Here is a 25,939-nt window from a genome sequence, read left to right as displayed (position 1 = left end):
GCTTGCAAAAGGAATGACGGAGAATATGAACGGTTCTATTATATATGTTGTATCGGATTCAGTAGGGGAAACAGCGGAATTGGTCACAAAAGCCGCTGCAAGCCAGTTCTCGGGATCTGCTTTTTCCATAAAGAGAATTCCGTATATTGAAGATGAACAAAACGTGGATGAAGTGATATCACTGGCTAAGTTGGATGGGGCAATCATTGCTTATACTCTGGTGAAGCCAGCTATTAGAGCGTATATGAAAGCACAGGTCGAGAAAGAAAACCTGTCTGCTTATGACATTTTAGGGCCGCTCATGGACATCCTTCAGGAAAGGGCGCCGAAAGGGCCGCTTAATGAACCAGGTCTGGTAAGAAAGCTGGATGATGACTATTTCAAGCGTGTGGAAGCCATTGAATTTGCTGTAAAATATGATGATGGACGTGACCCTCGGGGAATTTTACGTGCAGATATCGTCTTAGTGGGTGTTTCACGCACTTCCAAAACGCCATTATCACAATATTTAGCACACAAACGCTATAAAGTGGCGAACGTACCTTTAGTGCCTGAAGTGGAACCTCCAGAAGAGCTGTTCCTGGTACCTCCTGAAAAATGCATTGGTTTAAAGATCAGCCCGGAAAAGCTGAACCATATTCGTAAAGAACGATTAAAGTCACTTGGGCTCAATGATCATGCCATTTACGCAAATGTGGAGCGCATAAAAGAAGAATTGACATACTTTGATACAATCATATCAAGGTTGAACTGTCCAATCATTGATGTAACCAATAAAGCTGTCGAAGAAACAGCCAATTTGATAATCAATATCCTTCAAAACAAAAACCGTTGATCCTTAAAATTAACGAAAATCAAAATGTGAGCTAGACACTCTATGTGTCAGCTCACATTTTAATGCCAAGGCCGAATGAGGGAATAATAAGAATAAATTCAAAATAATTACATAAAATTCCTCTTAGTTTCCAAGTGTAAATCGATTGATTTGCATGAAAACATATTCGGAATTTAAATGTTGGCATCTTCTAGTCAAATAGACTATAATAAAAAATTGTGAGAAAAAAGTAATCTTAAGGTTTAGACTTAATTAATAAGGAATAAACTAAAGGTTAATGAGATGTCAAGGTTTATATCATAAAAATAATTCGACATGTTCCGTATAATTCAGGAGGGGCTGGTCTTTTTCAAGGCAAAAGAGGTGCTTTCACTTAAATAAGCAGGTATTCTTTGAAGAATAATGTTTGCTCTTTTAGAGGGAACGCTCTGAATCAATGCTGGAAATTCACCATATCTTCATAAAGTTTAGGGGAGAAAAAGGATTATGCAGAAAGATGTAGAATTAGAAGGTATGAATAATAAACCTACGATACACGTCGATGCCGATGCATGCCCGGTGAAAGACGAAATCCTCCATTGTGCAAGTTTGCACGATGTTGAAGTCTGTTTTGTTGCATCATATAAAAATATGATGAATAACCCTGAAGGTAAATGGGTATATGTCGATGCAGACAAAGAAGCGGCAGATCTTTATATAGTAAACTCAGTAAAAAAGGGTGATATTGTCGTTACTGCAGATATTGGTTTGGCTGGGACCCTGCTTCCTAAAAACGTTTATGTCCTCTCGCCAAGGGGAAAGGAATACACTGACGAGAATATTTTCATGCTCTTGGATATGCGTTATCAGTCGGCGAAACTCCGCAGGCAGGGTAAGCATACGAAAGGGCCGAAAGCATTCACAAAGGAAGATCGTGCATGTTTTACAAATAAACTTATGAAAACATTGTCGAACATTGCAGGGAATTAAGAAACAGTATCGAATAAGAAACTATCACCAATATTGCAAGGTGGAAAAATGATAAATGGCCGTATAGAAGATGAGAAAATTAATCAAATTCGTGAAGCTGTTGACATTGTTGATTTAATTGGGGAGTATGTCCAGTTGAAGAAGCAGGGGCGCAATTACTTTGGCCTATGTCCTTTTCATGGTGAAAACTCGCCCTCGTTTTCCGTTTCAACGGAAAAACAAATCTTTCACTGTTTTGGTTGCGGGGCAGGCGGAAATATTTTTACCTTCTTAATGGATATAGAAGGATACAGCTTCGTGGAATCTGCAAAAGTTTTAGCTGAAAAAGGAAATGTTCCTTTGGATGTTGAAATCAATAAGGATTCCAAGCGTTCCAACATGCCGGCAGGCGCTCAGCAAATGGTTGAAGCCCATGACCTTCTGAGGAAGTTTTATCATCATCTCCTCGTTAATACGAAAGAGGGGCAGGATGCTCTCGAATACTTACTTAAACGGGGGTTTACTGAAGAGACGATAGAAAAGTTCCAAATTGGCTACTCTTTGGATTCATGGGACTTCGTGTCCAAGTTTCTTTTAAAACGCGGGTTTCCAGCGGAATACATGGAGCAGGCAGGGCTTATTATTTACAGGGAAAAAGACGAGTCATATTTTGACCGTTTCAGAAATAGAGTCATGTTTCCAATTATGGATCATCAAGGAAATACGATTGCGTTTTCAGGAAGAGCGATGGGGGACGATGAGCCCAAATATTTGAATAGTCCTGAAACGCCAATCTTTAATAAAAGTAAAACTTTATATAATTTCCATCATGCAAGACCACACATACGAAAGAAAGAACAAGCAGTCATTTTTGAAGGCTTTGCCGATTGCATTTCAGCAGTTGGCGCAGGTGTGGAGAATGCGGTCGCTACAATGGGTACTGCCCTGACGGACCAGCATATCCAGCTTTTAAAAAGAAATACTGACCAGATACTTATTTGCTACGATTCGGACTCTGCGGGATTAAACGCTGCCAATCGTGCAGTTAATATGCTACAGGACCACGAGTTTTCCGTGAAAGTCGCTCTCATGCCTGATAACATGGACCCCGATGACTACATAAAGGAATTCGGTGAAAAAAGCTTTGTTTCTGAAGTAATAGGGGCCAGTTTAACCTACATGGCATTCAAAATGCATTATTTGCGTCGAGGGAAAAATGTAAATAATGAAGGAGATCGAATTCAATATATCGAAGAAGTCCTTAAAGAAATTTCGCGATTGCCCAATGCAGTGGAGAGGGATCATTATCTCCGGCAGCTATCCTCTGAATTTTCCCTTTCATTGGATGCGCTGGAACAGCAGCAGCGTCAGGTGTTCTTTACGGAACGCAAGAAGGGTACACTGCCGCAGCCAGCAGCCCAAAAGAAAATGGCCCTGCAATATGAGCATAAGTTGAAGCCTGCTCACCATAATGCTGAAATGAAGTTGATTGCCCATATGCTAAAAAGCAGGGATACGGCTTTCAAAATTCAGCAGTTGCTTGGGCAAACGGTCTTTCATGTAGATGAACATCAGGCAATCATCACCTATTTATATGCGTTCTATGAAGATGGACACGAACCGGATACAAGCTTTTTCCTTACTTATTTACCGGATCCAAACTTGAGAAGGATCGTTTCGGAAATAGAAATGATGTCAGTGAATGAGGAAGTTACCGATAAAGAACTGACCGATTGTATAAATCAAGTGTTGAAATATGAAAAGTTGTTAAAGATAAAAGAAAAACAAGTTGAAGAAAAAGATGCAGTTAGACGAAGTGATTATGTCACTGCTGCACAAATTGCCATGGAAATCATTAAATTGCGTAAAATGTTGTAGTCGTTTAGGTGTAAGTCCTGGAAGGAGGGGAACTAATGGCTGAAAAACCAGCACGTTCCAAACAAGTTGATAATGAATTTAGCCTTGAACAGGTGAAAGAAAAATTACTAGAGCTAGGTAAAAAACGAGGCTCTTTGACTTTAGAAAAAATCGCTGAAATGATTGGCGGTTTTGAGTTGGATTCCGATCAAATGGATGAGTTCTATGAGGTGTTAGCAGAAAACGGCGTCGAAATACTCACTGATGGTGAGGAAGACGAAGATGAAGATGATCCAGATGAGAAGAAACTTGCAAAAGAAGAAGAGTTTGACTTAAATGATTTAAGTGTTCCTCCTGGCGTTAAAATTAATGACCCAGTACGCATGTATTTAAAGGAAATTGGTCGGGTCGACCTTTTATCGGCAGAAGAGGAAATCTCTCTGGCGACGAGAATTGAAGATGGAGATGAAGAAGCGAAACGCCGTTTGGCAGAAGCTAACCTTCGTCTTGTTGTCAGTATCGCCAAGCGCTATGTCGGACGCGGAATGCTTTTCCTTGATTTGATTCAGGAAGGTAATATGGGACTTATCAAAGCTGTGGAAAAATTTGATTACCGCAAGGGATTCAAATTCAGTACGTATGCAACATGGTGGATTCGCCAAGCGATAACCCGTGCCATTGCCGACCAAGCAAGAACGATCCGGATACCGGTGCATATGGTGGAAACCATCAATAAATTGATTCGTGTCCAAAGACAGCTTCTTCAGGATTTAGGTCGTGAACCTTCACCGGAAGAAATTGCGGAGGATATGGACTTAACTCCTGAAAAAGTTCGTGAAATCTTGAAAATAGCTCAGGAGCCTGTTTCATTGGAAACGCCAATAGGTGAAGAAGACGATTCACATTTAGGTGATTTCATTGAAGATCAGGATGCGACTTCCCCATCGGAACATGCAGCATATGAACTATTGAAAGAACAGCTTGAAGACGTCTTGGATACTCTTACTGACCGTGAAGAGAACGTCTTGAGACTCCGCTTTGGACTTGATGATGGCCGCACCCGTACTCTTGAAGAGGTAGGTAAAGTGTTTGGGGTCACCCGCGAGCGTATCCGTCAAATCGAAGCGAAGGCACTACGTAAACTGAGACACCCAAGCCGCAGCAAACGCTTGAAAGATTTCCTTGAATAGAATATATATGCCCTTAACAGAGCCCTCTTTGAATGCCCAGCGTTCGGGAGCGGCTCTTTTTTTTCATTTCGAGTAAAAATATCCTAATAAAACAAAAGTTATCGGTTTTTCCATATAACTGAAATTATAACAGAAACAAATTTTAAAAAGCTAAGCCGTTAAAAAGAAGATCATCATGAGGATGTGAGATTCATGGATGAGATGAGAAAGAAAATCATCATTCAAGAAATAAACTCCTGGAAGGAAAGTCGTATGCTTCCGGAGCAATATTGTAATTACCTGCTTGCGTTATACTGTCAAGGCGAACTTCCGCCATCAAAATCGATTGAAACCGGGAGCAAAAAAAACAGCATCTTTTCCGGGGTGTTGATTGGAACCCTTTTTGCATTTATTGTATTTTTGAATTATTTTACTGAAATAACCATAAGAATGCAAATGCTTATGACAACAATTTCAATACTTGTCTTTGGGCTGGCTGTCCGCCGCTTGAACGGCAGGAAAATCATTTTTCAGATGGCTTTGATGGGAATGGTATTATCATTGCTTTTAGTAACTGTCAGTTTGGCGGAATTCATGGCACCCGGCAAAGAGGGTATCCTTTATATTTTCTTATTCATTAATTGCGGTCTCTGGGTTTTATTGGGCAATAAATTGAAGCTGCTCCATTTTTCCATAGCGGGATGCCTGGGAGCACTGGTCACTCTTTACTTTTTATTAATATAATTCAAGTGCATTCCAGCGGTTTTAAATAATGATTTTTGGGTATTATGAAACATATGTAAGAAAAAGTAAAATTGTTTGGAAATATACATAAGTTTTTGACAATTTTAAGAAATTATATAATATCTTCTATTTTTGGGCTTTTACTTGAAACTCTTTTCAAGTAAAATAATATATAGTTGTTTGTATATAATATTAAATATGGTAAGTTTAGGTTCTACATAGGGGAGGAAATACTATGAATCGCAATCCAGTAATGCCTTTTATTATTATCATGGTTTTTGGTATTGGACTTATGTTTTTACTTTCGTTTAAAGGTTTGGGTGATGCCAAAGATCTTGCTAAGGAAAAAGAGGGCGGCGAAAAGACAGAAGAAACAGAAAGTGCCTCAGCATCACCAGAGGACATTTATAAGCAAAACTGTATCTCTTGTCACGGTGACGCCTATCAAGGCGGTGTCGGGCCTGCTCTAAAAGGAGTTGGCGATCGTCTGTCGGTGGACGAGGTTAAAGACGTGATCACTAATGGACGAGGTGCAATGCCACCAGGATTAGTCGAAGAACAGAACGTTGACGCCATGGCCGAATATATTCATGGACTGAAATAATTCATGAAACTGACTCAAGAAATCGTTGGAAAGCGAACTTTTTGAGTCAGTTTTTCATTTATTCAGAAAAGGAATATTCCAGATGGAAGGTTTATTTCGCTCAGTGATAGAAAGAGCCCTGTTTCTCCTTTCTGTAATTTTTCGATTGAACTTGGTATAATCGAATGGGAAACTAATTATAGTAAGACATTATTTGAATTAAGAGAGTTGATAAATGTGAATCATGAAAAACTATCGATGAGATTAGAACGTGTTGCCATACATATACCAAAAGGAAGCATCCTTGCAGATATAGGTTCAGACCATGCTTACTTGCCGTGCTATGCGGTGACCAACGGCTTGTGTGACAGCGCCATAGCAGGTGAGGTTGTAGAAGGGCCCTATCAGTCAGCACGCAAGCAAGTGGCAATGACGGGGCTTGGAGACAAGATAGAGGTACGTAAAGGAGACGGGCTTGAAGTATTGAATCCCGATGAAGCGACATGCATTACGATTGCAGGCATGGGAGGGACTTTAATATCAAGTATATTGGAAAGTGGAAAAGGGAAACTCGGCAAGGCAGAAAGGCTAATCCTTCAGCCTAATGTGGGTGCAGCGAATGTTCGCAGCTGGCTAATCGAAAACGGCTGGGAACTTTGTGGAGAGGAAATCCTAGAGGAAGATGGGAAGATCTACGAGATCTTAATTGCCAAAAAAGGAGACCCGCTCCGCCCATATGGGGTAAACAAGCAAGCGGGCCTCACTTTCGGTCCATTCCTAAGAGAGCAATTCAGTGATATATTCATAAATAAATGGCAGCTTGAGAAAAAACATTTGGAGAGAATCATCGAACAATTGGATGAAAGCGGAAGAAGCGGACTGGAAACGAAGCGCAATGAATTAAAATCCCAAATTTCAGTAATTGAGGAGGTGCTTAAAGGTTGAAGACAGTGAATGGTCACAAAATCATTGAAGTGTTTGAACAATTCTCCCCAAAGCATTATGCAATGGAGGGTGATCCGATCGGGCTGCATGTCGGGCAGCTCAATAAGCCGGTTACTAAAGTGCTGATTGCCCTTGATGTGCTGGAAGAGGTTGTAGACGAAGCGATAGAAAATGGCGTGGAATTGATCATCGCCCACCATCCGCTTATTTACCGACCATTGAAAAGGATCGATACAAACACAGCTGGAGGCCGCATCATCGAAAAGCTGATCAAACATGATATTGCTGTTTATGCTGCACATACCAATTTGGATGTTGCTAAGGGAGGAGTGAATGATTTACTTGCCGAAGCGCTTCAATTGCAGGACACAGAGGTATTGATTCCAACCTATGAGACAGCTCTTAAGAAATTGGTCGTATATGTTCCGAAGACCGATGAACAAAAGGTGAGGGAAGCCCTAGGTAAGGCAGGGGCCGGAGCGATCGGGAATTACAGCAATTGCTCGTTTTCGGGGGAAGGTACCGGACGCTTCTTGCCAGGTGAAGGCAGTGAACCGGTCATCGGCTCTAAAGGAAAGCTTGAAGAAGTAGCTGAAATGCGGATTGAAACGATATTCCCGGAAAATATCGAGAAGAAAGTGCTAGCTGCGATGATTAAAGCCCATCCATATGAAGAAGTTGCTCACGATATATACAAACTGGAGAATAAAGGGGAGTCACTTGGATTAGGAAAGATTGGTGTACTTGCTGAAGAAATGACACTTGAACAATTTTCCGAACATGTGAAGCGGACACTAGATGTTGAAAAGGTGCGTGTCGTTGGAGATTTGCAAAGTCCGATAAAAAAAGTCGCCGTTCTGGGCGGAGACGGCAATAAATACTTTACGACAGCTAAATTCAAGGGTGCCGATGTTTACGTTACAGGTGATATGTATTACCATACAGCCCATGACGCGATGATGATTGGATTGAATATCGTCGATCCCGGCCACAATGTTGAAAAGGTGATGAAAAAAGGTGTATCACGAATCCTTGAAAAAATGTGCCGCGAAAAGAACTACGATGTGGAATTCATACCATCCAGTCTGAATACAGACCCTTTCCGTTTCATTTGAATAGCACGAAAAAGGCAGCCTTAGTGGCTGCCTTTGTATTTGTGCAATCATTTCTTCACTTTAATCTTTGGTAAAATTTTATGCAATGGCGTTTTCTTTTCGGTATTCCAAGTCGCTTCATCATTTGCTTCATATTGTTCTAGAAATGCGATGACTTCCTTCGTGATCGGAGTTGGTGTAGAAGCCCCCGAAGTGACGGCAACCGTTTCTGCATCTTTTAGCCATTCAAGGTTCAGCTCGGAAATGTCAGCGATCCGATAAGCTCTCGTGCCGGCAATCTCTTGGGACACTTGTGCAAGACGGTTTGAATTATTACTCTTAGGGTCTCCGACGACGATTAAAACATCAGCTTCGCCAGCTTGCTCGGCAACCGCTTCTTGGCGAACCTGTGTCGCTAAACAAATTTCCTTATGGACTTCGGCATGTGGGAACTTTTCCTTGACCTTATCCATGATATCCAAAACATCCCATTGGCTCATCGTTGTTTGATTGGTGACAATGATCTTATCACTATTCAAAGTCAAGGCTTCCACATCTTCAGCCTTTTGAACCAAGTGAACGACATCGGGAGCAACTCCGACAGCACCCTCAGGTTCCGGATGGCCTTTTTTGCCAATATAAATGATTTGATAGCCTTCTGCTTGTTTTTCCCGAATTAAGTCATGTGTTGCGGTAACATCGGGACATGTTGCATCAAGCGTCACAAGACCTTTTTTCTCAGCGATCTTCCTAATCTCAGGTGAAACGCCGTGAGCAGTAAAGATGACGGTTCCGCTGTCCACCTGTTCGATGATATCGTTGCGGTTGCTGCCGTCCAACGTGATGATGCCTTCTTCTTCAAACGCATCCGTCACATGTTTGTTATGCACGATCATTCCTAAAATGTAAATGGGACGTGGCAAGGTTTTATCTAAAGCCGCATTTCGGGCGATGACCATGGCATCGACAACGCCATAACAATAGCCGCGCGGGGAAATTTTAATCACTTTCATCTATGTGTCCTCCTTCAAGGCAAGAAACTCTCACTTTTTATACCTTTCTATTATATAAGACCATAGATGATATTACAAAACATCCTATTTACATAAAATCAGTTATTGGTAAATTTTTTATAGCCTTTAAATATAAAGCTTGGGACCTGACGATCTTTTCCTTTTGGTTTCGGTACGAACTGGGGCGCCGGGGTTAGCTTCGATAGTTTTTTCTTTTTTCTTCGAATCCGTTTTTACCTCACTGTTTTCTTGTGCCCCAACCTTGGGCTCGCTTTCAACGGAAGCTCCCTGATCCTTGGTCTCATCCGCTGATGATATGCTTCGGAAAACTTTCCACATGGAAGGCAGGTTTTTAATCACTGGTCCGTATTGTTCTACCATAGGAGTGAATTGTTCCGCCGCTTGCAACACCTTTTGCGTGTTGGAAAGCATATTATTAAGGGAATCGGGGTTTTTTAATGTTTCTAAGATACCGCCTCCGCTGCTTCTTGAAGAACCTTGGTTAGTGGAACCAGCTGGCGCAAACAAATTGGGAGAAGCTGCTTTTTGTTTGGACTTACCGAGTATTTTTGACAATAACCCTTCTTTCTTTGCTGGCGGCATTTCCTGCCGCTGCTGTTGGCTGAAATGGCCGCGGAAACCTTGAGGCCCCTGTGGCACCTGCGGTCTGTTTTGAATCATCGGCCGCTGCATCTGCTGATAAGGATGGGGAATTTGCGGTGACTGTCTGAATGGAGCAGGGTGCTGCTGCCTCCTTCGACCGTATGGTGGCGGAAAACCGGGTCCGGGTTGACGATTTCTATTTGGGAACATAGGTTTCACCTCCTAAGAATATTATATGCTGGTGTAATCTTCTATATAAATTATGCAACTCGACAAAAAAGGTTTGAGGAAAGAGTGACTGGGCAGTTGTGAAGTAACCGGAAAGAAGGTAAGATGGTAACGGTAGTCTTTTAGCTCCATGTCTGCGGGGGATACGCTATGACCAGGACAGGGGCTTTTCGTTTGCAAGAGTCCATTTTAAGAGAACTAACCTCAGCGCATGCGCTATTGTTAAGGATATGGGTCACATTGAAAAAAGTAGATGGCCTGCCCATTATGGGACAATCCCTATTTTCTTCACGAGCAACCCAGGCGCTTGCGCTTTTTGTGTAATCCAGCTTCAGCGCCTAGCTCGATGTGAAAAAGAGGATTGCCCTCACAAGGCAAAAAGCGCCTTATGGGACAATCCCTATTTTCTTCACGAGCAACCCAGGCGCTTGCACTTTTTGTGTAAAATTTATTATAATAACAGGACATGTCTTATGACTGACAGGATAAAGGAGTTTTTTGATGAAACAAAATCAATTTGAACGATTTAATTTGAAAAGCTACATTCTAGATGCGGTTCGTACTTTAGGGTTCGATAAGCCGACGGAAATTCAAGAGCGTGTGCTTCCGTCGCTTTTAAAGGGAAGTAGCTTAATTGGACAGTCGCAGACAGGTACAGGAAAGACACATTCCTATTTGCTGCCGATCATGAACAGGCTTGATGCTGGTAAAAATGAGGTTCAAGCGATTATTTCCGCACCAACCCGTGAGTTAGCGAACCAAATCTACAAAGAAGCTTTGAAAATTGCTGACCATTTCCCTGAGGATGAGCAGATTCAAGTCCGTTGTTTCATCGGTGGTACTGATAAACAGCGAATGATAGATAAATTGAAGACACAGCCACAACTGGTAATCGGTACGCCGGGCCGGATAAAGGACTTGGTTGAAGCTCAGGCATTACAGGTGTATACGGCTAAAATGCTTGTAGTCGATGAAGCGGACCTTATGCTAGACATGGGATTCATTGAAGATGTCGATTTATTTGCATCACGTATGGCTGAAAAAATTCAAATGCTTGTCTTTTCGGCAACCATCCCAGAAAAATTGAAGCCGTTTTTGAATAAATATATGGAGAATCCAAAGTATGTTCAGGTGAATCCCAAGCAGGCGACCGCTTCGAAAATCGAACATGTTCTCGTCCCGCTTCGCCACCGGAACAAAGAGCAGTTACTTCATGACATCATCGTTCGTTATAATCCATATTTGGCGATTATTTTCACGAACACAAAGAAAATGGCGGACCATGTGGCAAATTCCTTGATTGAAAAAGGGTTGAATGTCGGCCGTATTCATGGGGATCTAACGCCTCGTGAGCGTAAAAAAATGATGAAGCAAATCAATGATTTGGAGTATCAATTCATCGTTGCGACAGATCTGGCTTCCCGTGGAATCGATATTGAAGGTGTAAGTCATATCATTAACTATGAATTGCCTTCAGATTTGGATTTTTATATCCATAGGACGGGAAGGACGGCTCGTGCAGGATATTCAGGCATTGCCACTACCATTTACGATACTTCCGATGAAGATTCATTGAACCGCCTTGAAAAAATGGGCATCGAGTTCCGTGATGCCGATATCCAAAACGGTGATTGGGTTGATATCGACGAGCGTAATAAACGGAAAAACCGTAAAAAACAAAAATCTGAAATCGATGTTAAAGCGAGCAGGCACGTCAAGAAGCCAACTAAAGTCAAGCCAGGATACAAGAAGAAAATTCAACGAGATGTGGAAAACTTTAAAAAACGCGAACGTCGCATACAGAGAAAGAAATAGGGGAGAAATCAGATGCTGAAGATTGGATCGCATGTTTCAATGAGCGGGAAAGGTATGCTTCTTGCTGCGAGTCAAGAAGCGGCTTCGTATGGCTCCAACACATTCATGATCTATACAGGAGCCCCTCAAAACACAAGACGTAAAAAAATCGAGGATTTAAATATCGAAGCCGGAAGACTGCATATGGAGGAAAATGGAATCAGTGATATCGTCGTCCATGCTCCGTATATCATTAATATAGGAAATACCACGAATCCAGCCACATACGAACTTGGAGTCAACTTCTTACGCAGCGAAATCGATCGGACCGAAGCGATTGGCGCAAGGCAGATCGTACTTCATCCAGGTGCGCATGTTGGTGCAGGCAGCGAAATGGGAATCAAGAGAATCATCGAAGGTTTGAATGAAGTGCTGACTGCCGACGATAAAGTTCAGATTGCCCTTGAAACGATGGCAGGCAAAGGTTCTGAATGTGGCAGGTCTTTCGAAGAGCTGGCGATGATCATTGATGGTGTGACCCATAATGAAAAATTATCGGTTTGCTTCGATACTTGCCATACTCACGATGCCGGGTATAATATCATCGAGGATTTTGATGGAGTCCTGAATGAATTTGATAAAGTGGTCGGTGTTGACCGCATCAAGGTACTTCACATAAACGATAGCAAAAACGAACGCGGCACGCGTAAGGACCGCCATGAAAACATTGGATTCGGTCATATTGGTTTTAAGGCTTTGAATGATATTGTCCACCATCCGCAATTAAGCACTGTTCCGAAAATCCTGGAAACACCATATGTAGGGGAAGACAAAAAAGACAAAAAGGCACCATATAAATTTGAAATTGATATGTTCAAGAATAAACAATTTGAAGAAGATTTATTGGAAAAGATCAGATTCTAACAATAATCATAAATAGTAAGGGACGATTCATCGATATGTAGATGAATCGTCCTTTCATTTTGCATTTGGATTAAGTATGCTCAAATAAAGATTGTCGGCAGCAGGCTTAAGATCTTTAAAAATTGGATGTAAGGTTGTTGAAGAGGGATTCTATTTCCCTGGCCGTGGTTGCTCCGGCAACTTTTGTAATTTGACCGAGTACGTTCTGTCTTTGACGTATATCAAAAATGTTAATATTTTTACCGGCTAGAAGTGCAGTAATATCCTGTGCTTGTTTTTGAGTGAGTGCAACCTTATGCTGTTTAGCAAGGGAAAGCAGTTCATCTGGGCGTATACTGTTGATTTTATGATTGACCATCATTTCAAATAATTTCAAACGATCTCCTCCTTTGTTAAAACATATGAAGGAAGAGGACGTATGTGAACATGAAACTTTGTTTGATAACGAAATTGGTTCAAATAACATTTTTTTTGTGATTCAGGGCATATCGGCACTTGTTCGGAGGACCGGATTCTTTACATCTGGACTTCTTTGATTTATACTAACGATTGTTAATCGTAATGATTCTTAAAAAATAGGTGATCTCTTTGGATAATGTAGTAAACCCCATAGTTAAATTTGAAGATATATCTTACAAATATACAAAAGATCTGGTGCTTGAACATGTTTCGCTTGAAATTCCCAGAGGGGCATTCCTAGCTATCGTCGGGCCGAATGGATCAGGTAAATCAACGCTTTTGAAGTTGCTGCTTGGTCTGTTCAAGCTCCAAAAGGGGAAAATTGAAATATTCGGGGAAGACATTCGACGCTTTAAAGATTGGCAAAAGGTCGGGTTCGTTTCCCAAAAGGCGAATTCCTTCAACTCAGGATTCCCTGCCACTGTATTTGAGGTGGTTCAGAGTGGTTTGACCAAAAAAATAGGCTTATTTAAGTTCGCTGGCAATGAGGATAAGCAAAAGGTGAAGAAGGCTCTGGAATCAGTGGACATGCTGGAATATCAGAACCGCAATATCGGGGAATTGTCCGGAGGCCAGCAGCAGAGGGTATTCATTGCCCGTTCACTGGTCAGCGAGCCGGAATTGATGATATTGGATGAGCCCACTGTTGGCGTTGATTCAAAAAACGTCCACCAATTTTATGAAATGCTTGAGATGTTGAATAAAAAATTAGGAATAACCCTGATTTTAGTAACCCATGATGTTGGTACTGTGACCGATAAAGTCACACATGTCGCCTGCTTGAATAAAAAGCTTCATTTTCACGGGGATGCCTGTGAATATAATGAGTTGGATGAAGGTGAACTCTCGTCCATTTATGGACATGGAGTCCAATTTTTAAATCATGATCATTAATATGTTTTGGAGGATAGCCCAATGATATCGGGGATATTGCAATTTGAATTTTTGCAGAACGCATTCTTGACCGGAATCATCATCGGAGCGATTGCGCCATTAGTGGGCGTTTTTGTCGTGGTAAGGCGGATGTCGATGATTTCCGATGCGCTCAGTCATGTAGCGCTTGCTGGTATCGCGTTTAGTTTATTGCTGCAGAAGAGCTTTCTATCTTTAGCAGGATTGAATCCACTTTATATTGGAATGGCGTTTTCTGTAGGTGGTTCATTATTCATTGAAAAATTAAGAGGGGTATACAAGCATTACCAAGAGCTTGCAATCCCGATCATTATGTCCGGCGGCATGGGTCTTAGTGTCATTTTCATATCCATTGCTGATGGTTTCAATACCGATTTATATGGTTATTTATTCGGCAGTGTCAGTGCCGTCAGCCGGGCTGATTTGTACGTCATTTTGGCAGTGGGGCTAGTCGTAGCATTGATGCTCACATTATTGTATAAAGAATTATTTCTGTTATCATTTGATGAAGAGCATGCCAAAGCGTCTGGAATCCCTTATAAAGCGATTCATTTTATTTTTATTGTCATGGTCGCATTGGTTATTGCCGCTTCCATGAAAATCATTGGCATATTACTTGTTTCTTCGCTCATGACGCTCCCGGTAGCAGCTAGTCTCCGCTTTGCGAAGGGCTTTAAGCAGATGATTGGTTTTTCGGTATTATTCGGTGAAGTTTCTGTCATAGGCGGACTATTCTTATCATACAACCTTGACCTCGCTCCCGGCGGGACCATTGTAATAATAGCAGTACTAATTCTCATCTTGTCAATTTTGTTTGATAAGTGGAAAAATAGATAGATGGGGTGATGTATTTTGAACGTAACTACTGCCATGCAACTTTTAAAAGATAAAGGTTTTAAGCATACAGGTAAGAGGGAAGAAATGCTTCAGCTTTTCTCTTCCAGCGATAAATATTTAACGGCCAAAGATGTATTGGAGAATATGAAACAGGATTATCCAGGTTTAAGCTTCGATACGATTTACAGAAATCTTTCATTATTTGTCGAACTGGGCATCTTTGAAGCGACCGAGTTGGAAGGGGAAAAGCATTTTCGTTTTACATGCGGTCATTCTTCCCACCATCACCACTTCATCTGTTTGAACTGTGGAAAAACGAAAGAAATCGAATTGTGCCCGATGCAGGAACTTCAGGAAAGCTTGAAGGACTACGATGTTTCGGGGCATAAATTTGAAATTTACGGACGCTGTCCCGCATGCAGCGTATCTTTGGAAGCATAAAAACCATTGACCTTCAGTCAATGGTTTTTTCTTGTCTCATTTTATAGTTGCCTGTTTCCCTGACATCCAATGATTCACCCAGGCAGAGGCTTCTTGCCAATTGTTGACCCGAATCACCCTTTCAGGCACGGGATCTTGGTTATAAGGGGTATTAAATAAAATTACGGGTATTTTACACTCTTCTGAAATCGCCACTGCATTATCGTGCTTGTCCTCTAAAAATAGATCGACTTCGAATTTTTTGGCTGCAGCAATCTTATCGTGTGAACCTACAAGCTCTATATGATCATATAGGACTTGATTACTCGTGAACCAATTCTTCGTTACATCCAATAAACGGGAGCTCCTGGCACTGATGAAATAAAGGTTGGCTTGTTCTGTCCATTTTTCCAATACATCTTTTGCACCCTCAGCCAATAATGATTCGGAATAGATGAGTGGCTCGGTCTCAATGAACCATTTAGTGAAATCCTCTTTTGGAACATTCACGAAAGGTAATAAGTCATATTCGGTAATGTCTTCATAAGCTAAATTCAGCTGAAATGCTTTATTTAAAAAGGGGACCATGGAATCAGGTCTTGTGACGGTCCCGTCTATATCGATGCCAAAACGTTTTTTCATGATGAATCTCTCCTCATTTTCAATACTTGTAATAGTGTAACATATCCCATCATAGCTTTGGTAAAAACCCGCATTTATTTCCAAGACATGAAACCATTTTCACGATGGGTTCCTGCAATTTTTACATACACTATAAATGCTTCACAAACGAAAGTGAGGGATGCACAAATGGAAAAAGATCAATACTCCAGTATTGACGATGAAATGCAATTGGCGAAAGAGGGCAGTGAACCAACCGTTGTGGATGATCAACATCATGAGCGGTATTATAATGAAGATACACCTGAAGATGACAGACGATATGAAAATCGTGGGACCATAACCAATATGGATAACCGATATCAGGAAGAGACGTCTGCCGAAATTTCAACACCGCCTCAGCGAATCAGAGCTTATAAAGATGACGAGCCTGCAGGGGATAATGGTTTGGGGGATGTGGCATCAAGAGGAAAAGCGATTGGTGTAATAGCATTGATCATCTCCATTTTATCGTTATTCATGATGCCTTTCATTTTAGGGATTGTGGGTATCATTGTAGGGATAGTGGCCAGAAACAGGGGATCGAACCTGGGTACTTGGGCCATCGTCATTGGTGCAATCTCCATCATCGTTGGCATATTCATCCTGCCGTTCTTTTAGCATTATTAAACCCTTTGATGTCATTTAAGCATCAAAGGGCTTTTCAAATGATTAAAAACAAAAAATCCCGATAATGAAAATTCGGGATTCTTTGTTTTATTTATTTAGTAAAGCTGCTGCAGCAGCTTCAGCTCTTTGTTTTTCATAGTACTCTTCAGCGATTTTGTCAATTTCCTTTTTCAGTTCCTCGACCATCGTCGCTTCAGGCACTTTACGTACGATTTGACCTTTTCTAAACAGTAAACCTTCACCGCGGGCCCCGGCTATGCCGATATCAGCCTCACGGGCTTCTCCAGGGCCGTTTACCGCACAACCAAGCACTGATACCTTGATTGGTGCTTTAACCGTCTGGATGTATTCTTCAACTTCATTGGCGATGGAAATCAAATCTATCTCGATTCGACCGCAAGTAGGGCAGGAAATTAAAGTGGCCATGTTGGAAGCAAGGCCGAATACTTTTAGAAGCTCCCTTGCCACCTTCACCTCTTCGACAGGATCGGCACTTAAGGAAACGCGGATCGTGCTTCCGATACCCTGACTTAGGATGACACCTAGTCCGGCAGCGCTTTTTACGGTTCCTGAGAACAGTGTACCTGATTCCGTGATCCCAAGATGTAAAGGATAATCGAATGCTTTTGAAGCTTTTTCATATGCCTCGATGGCTAAATTCACATCGGAAGCTTTCATGGAAACGATAATATCATGAAAATCCAGGTCTTCCAGGATCTTGATATGGTGTAAAGCACTCTCCACCATTCCATCAGCAGTCGGGAAGCCATATTTCTCGAGGATTTTCTTCTCTAGAGAACCAGCATTGACCCCGATCCGGATTGGTATTCCTTTAGCCTTCGCAGCTTTCACGACTGCTTCAACCTTTTCACGGCGTCCGATGTTACCAGGATTTATCCTGATTTTATCCGCCCCGCCTTCGATTGCCTTCAGCGCAAGTTTATAATCGAAATGAATATCGACTACAAGAGGGATGTTTATCCGTTTTTTTATCTCAGAAATTGCATCAGCTGCCCTTTCATCCGGACAGGCGACGCGTACGATTTGACATCCAGCTTCTTCAAGGCGAAGAATCTCTGCAACCGTTGCTTCAACATCATGTGTTTTTGTCGTTGTCATGCTTTGTACTATAACTTCATTATTGCCGCCAATCGTTAAGTTTCCGACTTTAATTGGCCGCGTCTTGGTGCGATGTATGATTTCACTCAAGTGGAATTCTCTCCTTTAGGAAAAAATCAGTTTTGATTTTTAATTTGCTTCTCTGAAATATTGTATCAATGTACATACCGCTTGACAAGGAAATAGGACGCATAATCTTTTTCAATATGAGGCATTTCCCATTTCAGGATATATCTGGTGCTCGGAAATCCCCTTTGTAATTGTTGTGAAGGCGCAGATCCCCATTTGAAAGTTATTTATAAATGGGAATTTTATAAGTTTTGCCAATCTGCATATTTTCGGGCTTCAATCCTTCATTCAAACTTTGAAAGTCAGAGATGATCGTTTCGATTGGCTGATTGGATTCGCCTTTTTCCGTTTCAACGATGGAAAGTAAGGTATCCCCGGGTTGCATGGTGATTTCTTTATAAGCGGCAGATGGTGCGGATGCAGGCTGGCTGGCCGGCACGGCCCGTTCGCCTGTTGGGGCCGGTGGATGGGAAGCCGGCAGGGTACCCGTAGTCAAATCAAAATAAATAATAAATAAAGTGAAACAGAATGAGATAAAAAGCAGTAGCCGTTTCAATTTTCCATCCTCCCAAGCTTGTCTTTAATTCATCTATACTTGGAGGGGGCAAAAAATATGCCTAAAAATGGGCGATTTTCAAATGGAATCTGGGAGTGGCCATTCAAATTTTCTATTTCAGTTGAGTAACATCCTTATTATTTGAATGAGTGCTAAGAAAGGAGCGAATTTCCTTTTGGGTCAGACCACTCTTTTTTGCCTCCAATATAAGTAACAACCACTGTACATCAATATGACTCTCCTTCACATCTATCACCTCTTAAATACTATTTCAATCATAAGTATAGGAATAACTTAGTGAGTATTTTGTCGAATTAAGTAGATATAAAAAATGATGACTGCAGTCATATGTGGGAAAGGCATGGATTACCCGATTTTATGCAAAAGCAAGAAGATCCGGACCCAGGTGGGGCCGGATCTTCTTTCTCAATTTCCGCTCTTATTGTCTGATGTTTCTTTAATGGATAAATATAACATCATTAATGTCACAAACCAGCTAATGATGGAAGCGAATGGTACCATTGCTTGAAAAGCATCCATGATGGTGAAGAATATGGTGGCAAGAGTTATGCTGTATGCACTAATTCTCCAAAGATGCCTGTAGGAAAGAGGACGGCTAAGAGCATTTTTGAAAAAAAGACCGAAAGCAGCAAGGATTGTCACTTTAATGAAGATTCCGCTAGCAGTAAACAGGTATAATATAAGTAGAAGCAGTGGAATGATGATCGGCAGCACAGATTCAACTGAATCAAGCCAATTGGATATTTCCTGATTATCTCCCTCCAGAACTGAATATGGAGAGGATTGTACATTGCCTCCGGATACGAACACCAGATCAGACTTCAAAAGCGCGACAGCCTCATCAGCTTTTGCAGCTACCTCTTCCGGGGTCAAGGTTCCCGTGCCATCTACAAAAATTTGATATCCGTTTTTATTCAGGCTAAATGGCTCATCTTTTTCAGTCGTCAACGTGCCATTTTTGATTTCAAATGCCGGTAAGTCTTCGGATACTGTTTCGTGCATGGCATCTATCCCGTCAACTATCATTGTACCGAAATAAAAAGCTGAAGGGAGAAATGCGATGAGACTTATAAAGAAAACGTATAATATCGTTTTCCCGATACCTTGGTTTTGAAAGGAAGCGATATCTTTAGGAGAAAATATGCTTACCCATAGTTGTTTGAATATGTTCAATGTTTTCAGCACCTATCTATATAAGATTCCTAACCAATTTTAACTATATGGGAAAAATAAAACAACCTGTATTCAGCTTCATTGGTTTCAAACAACAGTAATGAGGTAATTATGGAGAGAATAAATCAAATTATAAATGAAAAGGGAAAGGGGCGTTTTAGTTATGGACACACTATTTTGGATAATAATCACCCTCATGTTCATAATGGGATTTGTCGGTCTGATTTTTCCAATCATCCCAAGTGTTTTGTTCATCTTTGGCGGAATATTGTTATATGGACTTTTTTATTCTTTTGAACCATTTGGCTGGTTTTTCTGGACAGTCCAAATTTTATTCGTCATCCTTTTATTCGCAGCCGATTATATTGCCAACATGGTCGGGGTCAAAAAGTATGGCGGCACGAAAGCGGGAATTTGGGGCAGTACGATTGGGCTTCTAGTCGGGCCATTCGTGATTCCATTTGTCGGAATACTGATAGGTCCATTCATCGGGGCATTTCTGGCAGAGATCCTAGTTCATAAGCAAGACCCTGTTACTGCTTCCAAAATCGGCCTTGGTTCCGTTGTCGGCTTTATAAGCAGTGTAATCACAAAAGGCATCATTCAGCTTCTGATGATTGGATATTTTATATTCGTGGTATTCTCATAGGAAATATAATCGAAAAATGAAAAATTGAGGCATAAGGTTTGAAACGGTTACAAAAATTTGATACTCTATTGCTAGCGAGCTTTAGGTATCTTTCGAGAACTGAAGCCCTCAAAAAAAACAGCTTACATAGGGAGGAATTTTATTATGGCTTTTGAACTTCCACAATTACCGTATGCATATGATGCATTAGAACCACACATCGACAAAGAAACAATGAACATTCACCACACTAAACATCACAACACATATGTGACAAACCTGAACAATGCGCTTGAAGGCAAACAAGAACTTCTAAGCAAAAGCGTAGAAGAAATCGTCGCTAACCTTGACGCAGTACCTGAAGCTGTTCGTACAGCTGTACGCAACAATGGTGGCGGACACGCTAACCACACTTTATTCTGGGAAATCCTTTCACCTAACGGCGGCGGACAACCAACTGGTGAATTAGCGGATGCTATCACTTCAAAATTCGGAAGCTTTGACAGCTTTAAAGAAGAGTTCGCCAAAGCGGCTACTACTCGTTTTGGATCTGGCTGGGCTTGGCTTGCAGTCAACAATGGCGAGTTGGAAGTAACAAGTACACCTAACCAAGACAATCCATTATCAGAAGGCAAAACACCGATTCTTGGATTGGACGTTTGGGAGCATGCTTACTACTTAAACTACCAAAACCGCCGTCCTGAATACATCAATTCTTTCTGGAATGTTGTAAACTGGGATGAAGTTGCAAAACGTTACAGCGCTGCAAAATAATTAGTAATCAGGTAACAAAAGACGGGATTCCTTTTGTAAAAAGGAATCCCGTCTTTTTTTGGTTTCTTTTATCGGAACGGGAATATTAAAGAAAAGCAAATAAAGGCAACTCATATTGCTTGTTTCGCCCAAAAGAAATTCGCGAGTGAAAGCTGCGAATTTACGAGAACGCAAAAATTCACGAGTAAAATCTTCAAATTCACGAGTAAAAGCTCAAAACTCACGAGTAAAAGCCCGAAATTCACGAGTAACACTCCAATTCCTAAGTAAAATCTTCAAATTCACGAATAAAAGCATCGATTCACGAGTGAAAATCCCAATTCATGATTGAAATCTCGAAACACACGAGAAAAAAGTCCGAATTCACGAGTGAACGCCCCAAATCATGAATACCCCCTTCGTTTCCCAGTCGAATAGTTTTCTTTATACTGTTCTTGATTTAAATAGGAAGTGCTTTTAAGGAAAACAGTATAAGTGCAACTACTTCTCTGTCATCGCAAACCTGGCTCGCCAATCGAATAGTTTTCTTTATACTGTTCTTAATTTTATTTGAGAGAGCTTTTAAGGAAAACAGTATAAGTGCAACTGCTTCTCTGTCATCGCCATCCGTCTCGCCAGTCGAAGAGTTTTCTTTATACTGTTCAGGGAAAGGCATTTTAGGAAAACAGTATAAGAGCAACTACTTCTCTGCCATCGCCATCCTGTCTCGCCAGTCGAAGAGTTTTCTTTATACTGTTATTGATCAAGTTCAAAAGGAAAACAGTATAAGTGCAACTGCTTCTCTGTCATCGCCATCCTGTCTCGCCAGTCGAAGAGTTTTCTTTATACTGTTATTGATCAAGTTCAAAAGGAAAACAGTATAAGTGCAACTACTTCTCTGTCATCGCAAACCTGGCTCGCCAATCGAAGAGTTTTCTTTATACTGTTCAGGGAAAGGCATTTTAGGAAAACAGTATAAGTGCAACTACTTCTCTGTCATCGCCATCCTGTCTCGCCAGTCGAAGAGTTTTCTTTACACTGTTCTTAATTTTATTTGAGAGAGCTTTGAAGGAAAACAGTATAAGTGCAACTGCTTCTCTGTCATCGCAAACCTGGCTCGCCAATCGAAGAGTTTTCTTTATACTGTTCTTAATTTTATTTGAGAGAGCTTTTAGGAAAACAGTATAAGTGCAACTGCTTCTCTGTCATCGCCATCCTGTCTCGCCAGTCGAAGAGTTTTCTTTACCTTTTTTTACATAAATTCTTTTGTTTTTTCAAACACTAGAGTGGAATTTAAAGGAGAGTTAAAACAATGGGTATTTTAGAGAGATGGTTGGGTGAAGCGGGAGGGAAGAAGGATCTGCACCTCCTTTTGTTTATTGGCGGGCTGTACAGCCTAAGTATTGCTTTATCCAATACATTCGTTAATGTGTACTTGTGGAAACAATCCGGTCAAATTGTTGATATTGCCGTATATAATCTAACCGTGGTGCTTTTTCAACCGCTTACTTTTGTCTTTGCCGGCAGGCTCGCGAAAAAGGTTGACCGAATCATTGTTTTGCGTCTGGGTGTTATCTTTTTGGCCCTATTTTATTTATCGGTCCTATTGGTCGGCACACGGGCAACGGATTTCCTTTGGTTGCTTGGTGGACTGTTAGGAATCGGTTATGGGTTTTATTGGCTTGCCTATAATGTCTTGACTTTTGAGATAACTGAACCGGAAACAAGGGATTTCTTCAATGGTTTTTTAGGGATTTTATCATCCGTTGGGGGAATGGTCGGTCCGATTCTTTCAGGGTTCATCATTTCGAGGCTTGAAAAATTCACGGGATATTCCATTGTATTCGGATTGTCTTTGCTATTGTTTTCCGTTGCGGTATTTCTTAGCTTTTCGTTAAAAAGACGTCCTGCTCATGGCAGATACTGCTTCTTTAGAATATTGCAGGAACGGAAAAATAATCGGAATTGGCTTTTGATCACTCGTGCTCATTTTTTTCAAGGGATACGAGAGGGCACATTCATGTTCATCATTTCGATTACCGTTTTCATTCAGACGGATAGTGAACTTGCCTTAGGGAGCTATGGCCTGTTAAATTCGGCCATATCATTCGTTGCGTATTTTTTTGCTTCACGATATATAAAACAGCCGATGCGAAAAAAGGCGATTCTTATTGGAGGAATCCTGTTGTATGCAGGGGTCTTATTGATTGCATTCGATATCACATTCGGGAAGCTTCTCATTTATGGGGCAATTGTCGCTACCGCTTATCCTATTCTTTTGGTCCCTTATATATCACTGACTTATGATATTATAGGCCGGGCTTGGAAAGCAGCGGAAATGAGGATTGAATATATCGTGGTCCGGGAACTGTTTGTTCATATTGGAAGGATTGTCTCCATATCAGGATTCATACTTTCCGTCATGTTATTCGACCTAAAGCAATTACTGCCGATTTATCTGTTAATCGTCGGGGCAGGGCATACTGTGATATATTGGTTTGTACGGAAAATCGATATCATTGACCAAGATTGAAAAGAGGCCATAGAGGCCTCTTTTCCATATCAGGACTTACGGCATTAGGATTTATGAGCCGTAAGTCACTTTTTATGTAAAGTTAGTTAGATGTTTAATATTTCTAGAACACTAAGGTAGAAAAAAATATAAATGTTCTATAGAATAGTATAGGACTATTATGACTATGTAAAAAGGATGTGTGGCTTAGTGTGAATAAAAAGAAAAAGAAAAAGACGCATGTGCCTTTCAGATTGAATATTCTTTTCTTTTTAGTGTTTGTTTTGTTTTCCGCTTTAATTTTGCGCTTGGGTGTTGTACAGATTGTTTATGGTGATGATTACCGGCGTGAGATTGAAAGAACAGAGGAAGTGACCGTGAATAATTCGGTGCCCCGTGGGAAAATGTATGACCGGAATCTAAAACTGATGGTCGATAACCAACCACTGGATGCAATTACATATACACGAAAGCAAGGTACGAAACAAACAGAAATGGTGAAAACGGCTGAGAAACTCGCGAAGTTGATCGAAAAGGAAACAGACAAAGTGACTGAGCGCGATAAAAAGGATTTTTGGATTTTAAATAATCCAAAGTTGGCCGAGAAAAAAATTACCGATAAGGAAAGAAAAAAAGTGGAAGAGGGCGAAATGGAAGAAAGTGAGTTGTATAAGCTTCAGCTTGATCGGATTACTGAGGAAGAAACAAAGCTTTCGGAAAAAGATCTTGAAGTTCTCGCCATCTATAGGGAATTTGCAAGCGGATATGCCCTTACCCCGCAAATTGTGAAAAACAAGGAAGTAACAAAAGAAGAATTCGCCAAGGTGAGTGAAAACCTTGATTCGCTCCCAGGGGTCGATATATCTACAGATTGGGATCGTTTTTATACATATAATAAAACACTTAAATCTGTATTGGGTAAAGTCTCCTCATCTGAGGAAGGGTTGCCTAGTGAAAGCCTGAACTACTACCTCGCGCGTGATTACAGCCGGAATGACCGTGTAGGTAAGAGTTATATCGAGGCTCAATATGAAGATGTCCTCCAAGGGCAGAAAGCGAAAGTAAGGAATGTGACCGATAAATCAGGAAATGTCGTCGATTCCGAAGTGATTACTGAAGGTTCGCGGGGAAAAGATCTTATATTGACAATTGATATGGATTTACAGCTTGCAACAGAGGAAATCATTGAAAAGCAATTGATTGCCAAGAAAAAAATGGGTAACACCAAATTCTTGGACAGGGCCTTTGTCGTCATGATGGATCCCGATACAGGGGAAGTATTGACGATGGCTGGCAAGAAATATGAGAAGGACCCAAAAACGGGGAAATCTTCCATTGAGGACTTCGCATTAGGAAATATCACGACTTCCTATACGATGGGGTCTGCGGTTAAAGGCGCTACCGTTTTAACCGGTTATCAGCAAGGTGCGATCCAGCCGGGTACGTACTTTTATGATACAAAGCTTAGGATCAAGGGAACAAAAGCAAAAGGTTCATATAGTGACTTCGGGAACATTAATGATTTGACCGCATTGAAAGTATCTTCGAACGTTTATATGTTCAGAACGGCAATTAATATTGCGGGTGCGCATTATGTGCCGAATGAACCTTTGAACATTAGTTCAGGCGCGTTTTCGACCATGCGGAATTCATTTGCCCAGTTTGGCTTGGGTGTCCGCACGGGTATTGACCTTCCTAATGAAATGAGCGGATTCAAAGGTTCCGAAACATCTCCAGGTAAGCTGCTTGACCTTGCTATCGGACAGTATGATACGTACACGCCAATGCAGCTCGTGCAATATGTTTCAGCCATTGCGAATGGCGGTAACCGCATGAAACCGCATATGGTTAAGGAAATCCGCGACCCGGTTGATAATAATGAGGAATTGGGACCTGTTGCCGAAGACGTTTCACCTACTGTCCTTAATCGTCTTGATATGAAGGACGAATGGATTGAACGTGTTCAGAGCGGTTTTGAGAAAGTTGCCATGGAACAAGGCGGAACGGCTTATACCTATTTTGGGAAAAAATCTTATACAGTGGCAGCTAAAACCGGGACGGCGGAAGCATTCTATGACGGCCCGAACCGGATGGATTATAGCGAGCCACAAGAAACGATGAACATCACGCTTGTTGGCTATGCCCCAGCTAAAAATCCTGAGGTCGCTTTTGCGGTCGTTGTGCCGTGGGCATACCAAGGACATACGGGCCATAGCATGAGTAAAGAAATAAGTGAAGAAATCATGGATACTTATTTCGAACTTAAAAAAGAACGGGCTAAGAAGGAGAATACCGAAACCTCGACAGATTTGAAAGTGGAGAATGGTAAAGACGTTCAAAAGGACCAGGCTGAAGTTAGAAAAAGCCAGGAAAATGAATAAAAAAAGGTTAAAACACGTTTTTGGGTAAAACCGGAAACGTGTTTTTTGCATTTAAAGAACGGAATCAGTACA

General features: G+C 41.2%; 26 protein-coding genes. 18 read left to right on the top strand and 8 right to left on the bottom strand.

The window, feature by feature from the left end:
• The first annotated feature begins 13 nt into the window (after positions 1 to 13).
• From ACIQYG_RS00750 to ACIQYG_RS00715, 8 genes are all read left to right on the top strand, one after another.
• A complete protein-coding gene (locus ACIQYG_RS00750) occupies positions 14 to 835 on the top strand; it encodes a pyruvate, water dikinase regulatory protein (protein WP_370662553.1) in 822 nt (273 codons plus the stop codon).
• Between the two features lie 513 nt (positions 836 to 1,348).
• Entirely contained in the window at positions 1,349 to 1,804 is a 456-nt protein-coding gene (locus ACIQYG_RS00745) for a YaiI/YqxD family protein (RefSeq protein WP_402835480.1), read from the top strand.
• 51 nt (positions 1,805 to 1,855) lie between these two features.
• Positions 1,856 to 3,661, top strand: coding sequence for a DNA primase (dnaG, locus tag ACIQYG_RS00740; RefSeq protein ID WP_402835479.1), 1,806 nt, complete (start codon positions 1,856 to 1,858; stop codon positions 3,659 to 3,661).
• A 35-nt stretch (positions 3,662 to 3,696) separates the two neighbouring features.
• The gene (rpoD, locus tag ACIQYG_RS00735) at positions 3,697 to 4,830 is read left to right on the top strand and encodes an RNA polymerase sigma factor RpoD (RefSeq protein WP_034308477.1); all 1,134 of its coding nucleotides are present in this window, start codon (positions 3,697 to 3,699) and stop codon (positions 4,828 to 4,830) included.
• Between the two features lie 192 nt (positions 4,831 to 5,022).
• Positions 5,023 to 5,553 (top strand): hypothetical protein, encoded by a 531-nt coding sequence (locus tag ACIQYG_RS00730; RefSeq protein ID WP_402835063.1) that lies wholly within the window; start codon positions 5,023 to 5,025, stop codon positions 5,551 to 5,553.
• Between the two features lie 235 nt (positions 5,554 to 5,788).
• A complete protein-coding gene (gene cccA, locus ACIQYG_RS00725; protein ID WP_402835062.1) occupies positions 5,789 to 6,157 on the top strand; it encodes a cytochrome c550 in 369 nt (122 codons plus the stop codon).
• 216 nt (positions 6,158 to 6,373) lie between these two features.
• Entirely contained in the window at positions 6,374 to 7,081 is a 708-nt protein-coding gene (locus tag ACIQYG_RS00720) for a tRNA (adenine(22)-N(1))-methyltransferase (RefSeq protein ID WP_402835061.1), read from the top strand.
• The gene (locus ACIQYG_RS00715) at positions 7,078 to 8,196 is read left to right on the top strand and encodes a Nif3-like dinuclear metal center hexameric protein (protein WP_402835060.1); all 1,119 of its coding nucleotides are present in this window, start codon (positions 7,078 to 7,080) and stop codon (positions 8,194 to 8,196) included. Before ACIQYG_RS00720 ends, ACIQYG_RS00715 begins: the two co-directional genes overlap by 4 nt.
• A 47-nt stretch (positions 8,197 to 8,243) precedes the next feature.
• On the opposite strand, the gene ACIQYG_RS00710 is transcribed toward ACIQYG_RS00715, so the two are convergent.
• Together ACIQYG_RS00710 and vrrA are read right to left on the bottom strand one after the other, a co-directional pair.
• Positions 8,244 to 9,188 (bottom strand): 4-hydroxy-3-methylbut-2-enyl diphosphate reductase, encoded by a 945-nt coding sequence (locus ACIQYG_RS00710; protein ID WP_402835059.1) that lies wholly within the window; start codon positions 9,186 to 9,188, stop codon positions 8,244 to 8,246.
• Positions 9,189 to 9,314: 126 nt separating this feature from the next.
• Positions 9,315 to 10,001 carry a VrrA/YqfQ family protein gene (gene vrrA, locus ACIQYG_RS00705; protein ID WP_402835058.1) on the bottom strand — a complete coding sequence of 229 codons (687 nt, stop codon included), beginning with the start codon at positions 9,999 to 10,001 and terminating at the stop codon, positions 9,315 to 9,317.
• A 519-nt stretch (positions 10,002 to 10,520) separates the two neighbouring features.
• Between vrrA and ACIQYG_RS00700 the strand changes: the two genes are divergently transcribed.
• Entirely contained in the window at positions 10,521 to 11,834 is a 1,314-nt protein-coding gene (locus ACIQYG_RS00700) for a DEAD/DEAH box helicase (RefSeq protein WP_402835057.1), read from the top strand.
• A 12-nt stretch (positions 11,835 to 11,846) separates the two neighbouring features.
• On the top strand, positions 11,847 to 12,737 hold the full coding sequence (locus tag ACIQYG_RS00695) for a deoxyribonuclease IV (protein WP_402835056.1): 891 nt from the start codon (positions 11,847 to 11,849) through the stop codon (positions 12,735 to 12,737).
• A gap of 115 nt (positions 12,738 to 12,852) precedes the next feature.
• Here the strand turns inward: ACIQYG_RS00695 and ACIQYG_RS00690 are convergent, their stop codons facing one another.
• A complete protein-coding gene (locus ACIQYG_RS00690; RefSeq protein WP_402835055.1) occupies positions 12,853 to 13,113 on the bottom strand; it encodes a DUF2624 family protein in 261 nt (86 codons plus the stop codon).
• Positions 13,114 to 13,325: 212 nt separating this feature from the next.
• Here ACIQYG_RS00690 and ACIQYG_RS00685 point away from each other — a divergent pair, with 212 nt between their 5' ends.
• From ACIQYG_RS00685 to ACIQYG_RS00675, 3 genes are read left to right on the top strand one after another with little or no spacing between them, the layout of a single operon-like run.
• Positions 13,326 to 14,090 carry a metal ABC transporter ATP-binding protein gene (locus ACIQYG_RS00685; protein WP_402835054.1) on the top strand — a complete coding sequence of 255 codons (765 nt, stop codon included), beginning with the start codon at positions 13,326 to 13,328 and terminating at the stop codon, positions 14,088 to 14,090.
• 21 nt (positions 14,091 to 14,111) lie between these two features.
• Positions 14,112 to 14,945: a metal ABC transporter permease gene (locus ACIQYG_RS00680; RefSeq protein ID WP_402835053.1), complete on the top strand. Its 834-nt coding sequence runs from the start codon at positions 14,112 to 14,114 to the stop codon at positions 14,943 to 14,945.
• Between the two features lie 15 nt (positions 14,946 to 14,960).
• Positions 14,961 to 15,386, top strand: coding sequence for a Fur family transcriptional regulator (locus ACIQYG_RS00675; protein ID WP_098865755.1), 426 nt, complete (start codon positions 14,961 to 14,963; stop codon positions 15,384 to 15,386).
• Positions 15,387 to 15,422: 36 nt separating this feature from the next.
• On the opposite strand, the gene ACIQYG_RS00670 is transcribed toward ACIQYG_RS00675, so the two are convergent.
• Positions 15,423 to 16,007, bottom strand: a complete 585-nt coding sequence (locus ACIQYG_RS00670; RefSeq protein WP_402835052.1) for a 5' nucleotidase, NT5C type — start codon at positions 16,005 to 16,007, stop codon at positions 15,423 to 15,425.
• Positions 16,008 to 16,175: 168 nt separating this feature from the next.
• Here ACIQYG_RS00670 and ACIQYG_RS00665 point away from each other — a divergent pair, with 168 nt between their 5' ends.
• A complete protein-coding gene (locus tag ACIQYG_RS00665) occupies positions 16,176 to 16,646 on the top strand; it encodes a DUF4190 domain-containing protein (protein WP_402835051.1) in 471 nt (156 codons plus the stop codon).
• A gap of 96 nt (positions 16,647 to 16,742) precedes the next feature.
• On the opposite strand, the gene ispG is transcribed toward ACIQYG_RS00665, so the two are convergent.
• From ispG to ACIQYG_RS00645, 4 genes are all read right to left on the bottom strand, one after another.
• On the bottom strand, positions 16,743 to 17,855 hold the full coding sequence (gene ispG, locus ACIQYG_RS00660; RefSeq protein WP_402835478.1) for a flavodoxin-dependent (E)-4-hydroxy-3-methylbut-2-enyl-diphosphate synthase: 1,113 nt from the start codon (positions 17,853 to 17,855) through the stop codon (positions 16,743 to 16,745).
• 211 nt (positions 17,856 to 18,066) lie between these two features.
• Positions 18,067 to 18,399: a hypothetical protein gene (locus ACIQYG_RS00655; protein ID WP_402835050.1), complete on the bottom strand. Its 333-nt coding sequence runs from the start codon at positions 18,397 to 18,399 to the stop codon at positions 18,067 to 18,069.
• Between the two features lie 112 nt (positions 18,400 to 18,511).
• Positions 18,512 to 18,646, bottom strand: coding sequence for an anti-repressor SinI family protein (locus tag ACIQYG_RS00650; protein ID WP_402835049.1), 135 nt, complete (start codon positions 18,644 to 18,646; stop codon positions 18,512 to 18,514).
• Positions 18,647 to 18,825: 179 nt separating this feature from the next.
• Positions 18,826 to 19,593, bottom strand: a complete 768-nt coding sequence (locus ACIQYG_RS00645; RefSeq protein ID WP_402835048.1) for a DUF1189 domain-containing protein — start codon at positions 19,591 to 19,593, stop codon at positions 18,826 to 18,828.
• A gap of 163 nt (positions 19,594 to 19,756) precedes the next feature.
• Between ACIQYG_RS00645 and ACIQYG_RS00640 the strand changes: the two genes are divergently transcribed.
• The 4 genes from ACIQYG_RS00640 to ACIQYG_RS00625 all read left to right on the top strand — a co-directional run bounded on the left by ACIQYG_RS00640 (position 19,757) and on the right by ACIQYG_RS00625 (position 25,867).
• On the top strand, positions 19,757 to 20,242 hold the full coding sequence (locus tag ACIQYG_RS00640) for a DUF456 domain-containing protein (RefSeq protein WP_048677991.1): 486 nt from the start codon (positions 19,757 to 19,759) through the stop codon (positions 20,240 to 20,242).
• Positions 20,243 to 20,386: 144 nt separating this feature from the next.
• Positions 20,387 to 20,995 carry a superoxide dismutase SodA gene (gene sodA, locus ACIQYG_RS00635; protein WP_402835047.1) on the top strand — a complete coding sequence of 203 codons (609 nt, stop codon included), beginning with the start codon at positions 20,387 to 20,389 and terminating at the stop codon, positions 20,993 to 20,995.
• 1,291 nt (positions 20,996 to 22,286) lie between these two features.
• Positions 22,287 to 23,507: an MFS transporter gene (locus ACIQYG_RS00630; RefSeq protein ID WP_095391808.1), complete on the top strand. Its 1,221-nt coding sequence runs from the start codon at positions 22,287 to 22,289 to the stop codon at positions 23,505 to 23,507.
• 191 nt (positions 23,508 to 23,698) lie between these two features.
• Positions 23,699 to 25,867: a peptidoglycan D,D-transpeptidase FtsI family protein gene (locus ACIQYG_RS00625; RefSeq protein ID WP_402835046.1), complete on the top strand. Its 2,169-nt coding sequence runs from the start codon at positions 23,699 to 23,701 to the stop codon at positions 25,865 to 25,867.
• Positions 25,868 to 25,939: the final 72 nt, after the last annotated feature.

The organism is Peribacillus sp. NPDC096622 (assembly GCF_044762665.1).
Classification (GTDB): domain Bacteria; phylum Bacillota; class Bacilli; order Bacillales; family DSM-1321; genus Peribacillus; species Peribacillus frigoritolerans_B.
Note: the sequence above shows the minus strand (reverse complement) of the source record. Positions and strands in the feature narration are given on the sequence as shown.

Coding starts and splice junctions, on each gene's coding strand:
- ACIQYG_RS00750 (WP_370662553.1), top strand. CDS start 14: ATGACGGAGAATATGAACGGTTCTATTATATATGTTGTATCGGATTCA.
- ACIQYG_RS00745 (WP_402835480.1), top strand. CDS start 1,349: ATGAATAATAAACCTACGATACACGTCGATGCCGATGCATGCCCGGTG.
- rpoD (WP_034308477.1), top strand. CDS start 3,697: ATGGCTGAAAAACCAGCACGTTCCAAACAAGTTGATAATGAATTTAGC.
- ACIQYG_RS00730 (WP_402835063.1), top strand. CDS start 5,023: ATGGATGAGATGAGAAAGAAAATCATCATTCAAGAAATAAACTCCTGG.
- cccA (WP_402835062.1), top strand. CDS start 5,789: ATGAATCGCAATCCAGTAATGCCTTTTATTATTATCATGGTTTTTGGT.
- ACIQYG_RS00710 (WP_402835059.1), bottom strand. CDS start 9,188: ATGAAAGTGATTAAAATTTCCCCGCGCGGCTATTGTTATGGCGTTGTC.
- vrrA (WP_402835058.1), bottom strand. CDS start 10,001: ATGTTCCCAAATAGAAATCGTCAACCCGGACCCGGTTTTCCGCCACCA.
- ACIQYG_RS00700 (WP_402835057.1), top strand. CDS start 10,521: ATGAAACAAAATCAATTTGAACGATTTAATTTGAAAAGCTACATTCTA.
- ACIQYG_RS00695 (WP_402835056.1), top strand. CDS start 11,847: ATGCTGAAGATTGGATCGCATGTTTCAATGAGCGGGAAAGGTATGCTT.
- ACIQYG_RS00680 (WP_402835053.1), top strand. CDS start 14,112: ATGATATCGGGGATATTGCAATTTGAATTTTTGCAGAACGCATTCTTG.
- ACIQYG_RS00670 (WP_402835052.1), bottom strand. CDS start 16,007: ATGAAAAAACGTTTTGGCATCGATATAGACGGGACCGTCACAAGACCT.
- ACIQYG_RS00665 (WP_402835051.1), top strand. CDS start 16,176: ATGGAAAAAGATCAATACTCCAGTATTGACGATGAAATGCAATTGGCG.
- ACIQYG_RS00640 (WP_048677991.1), top strand. CDS start 19,757: ATGGACACACTATTTTGGATAATAATCACCCTCATGTTCATAATGGGA.
- sodA (WP_402835047.1), top strand. CDS start 20,387: ATGGCTTTTGAACTTCCACAATTACCGTATGCATATGATGCATTAGAA.
- ACIQYG_RS00630 (WP_095391808.1), top strand. CDS start 22,287: ATGGGTATTTTAGAGAGATGGTTGGGTGAAGCGGGAGGGAAGAAGGAT.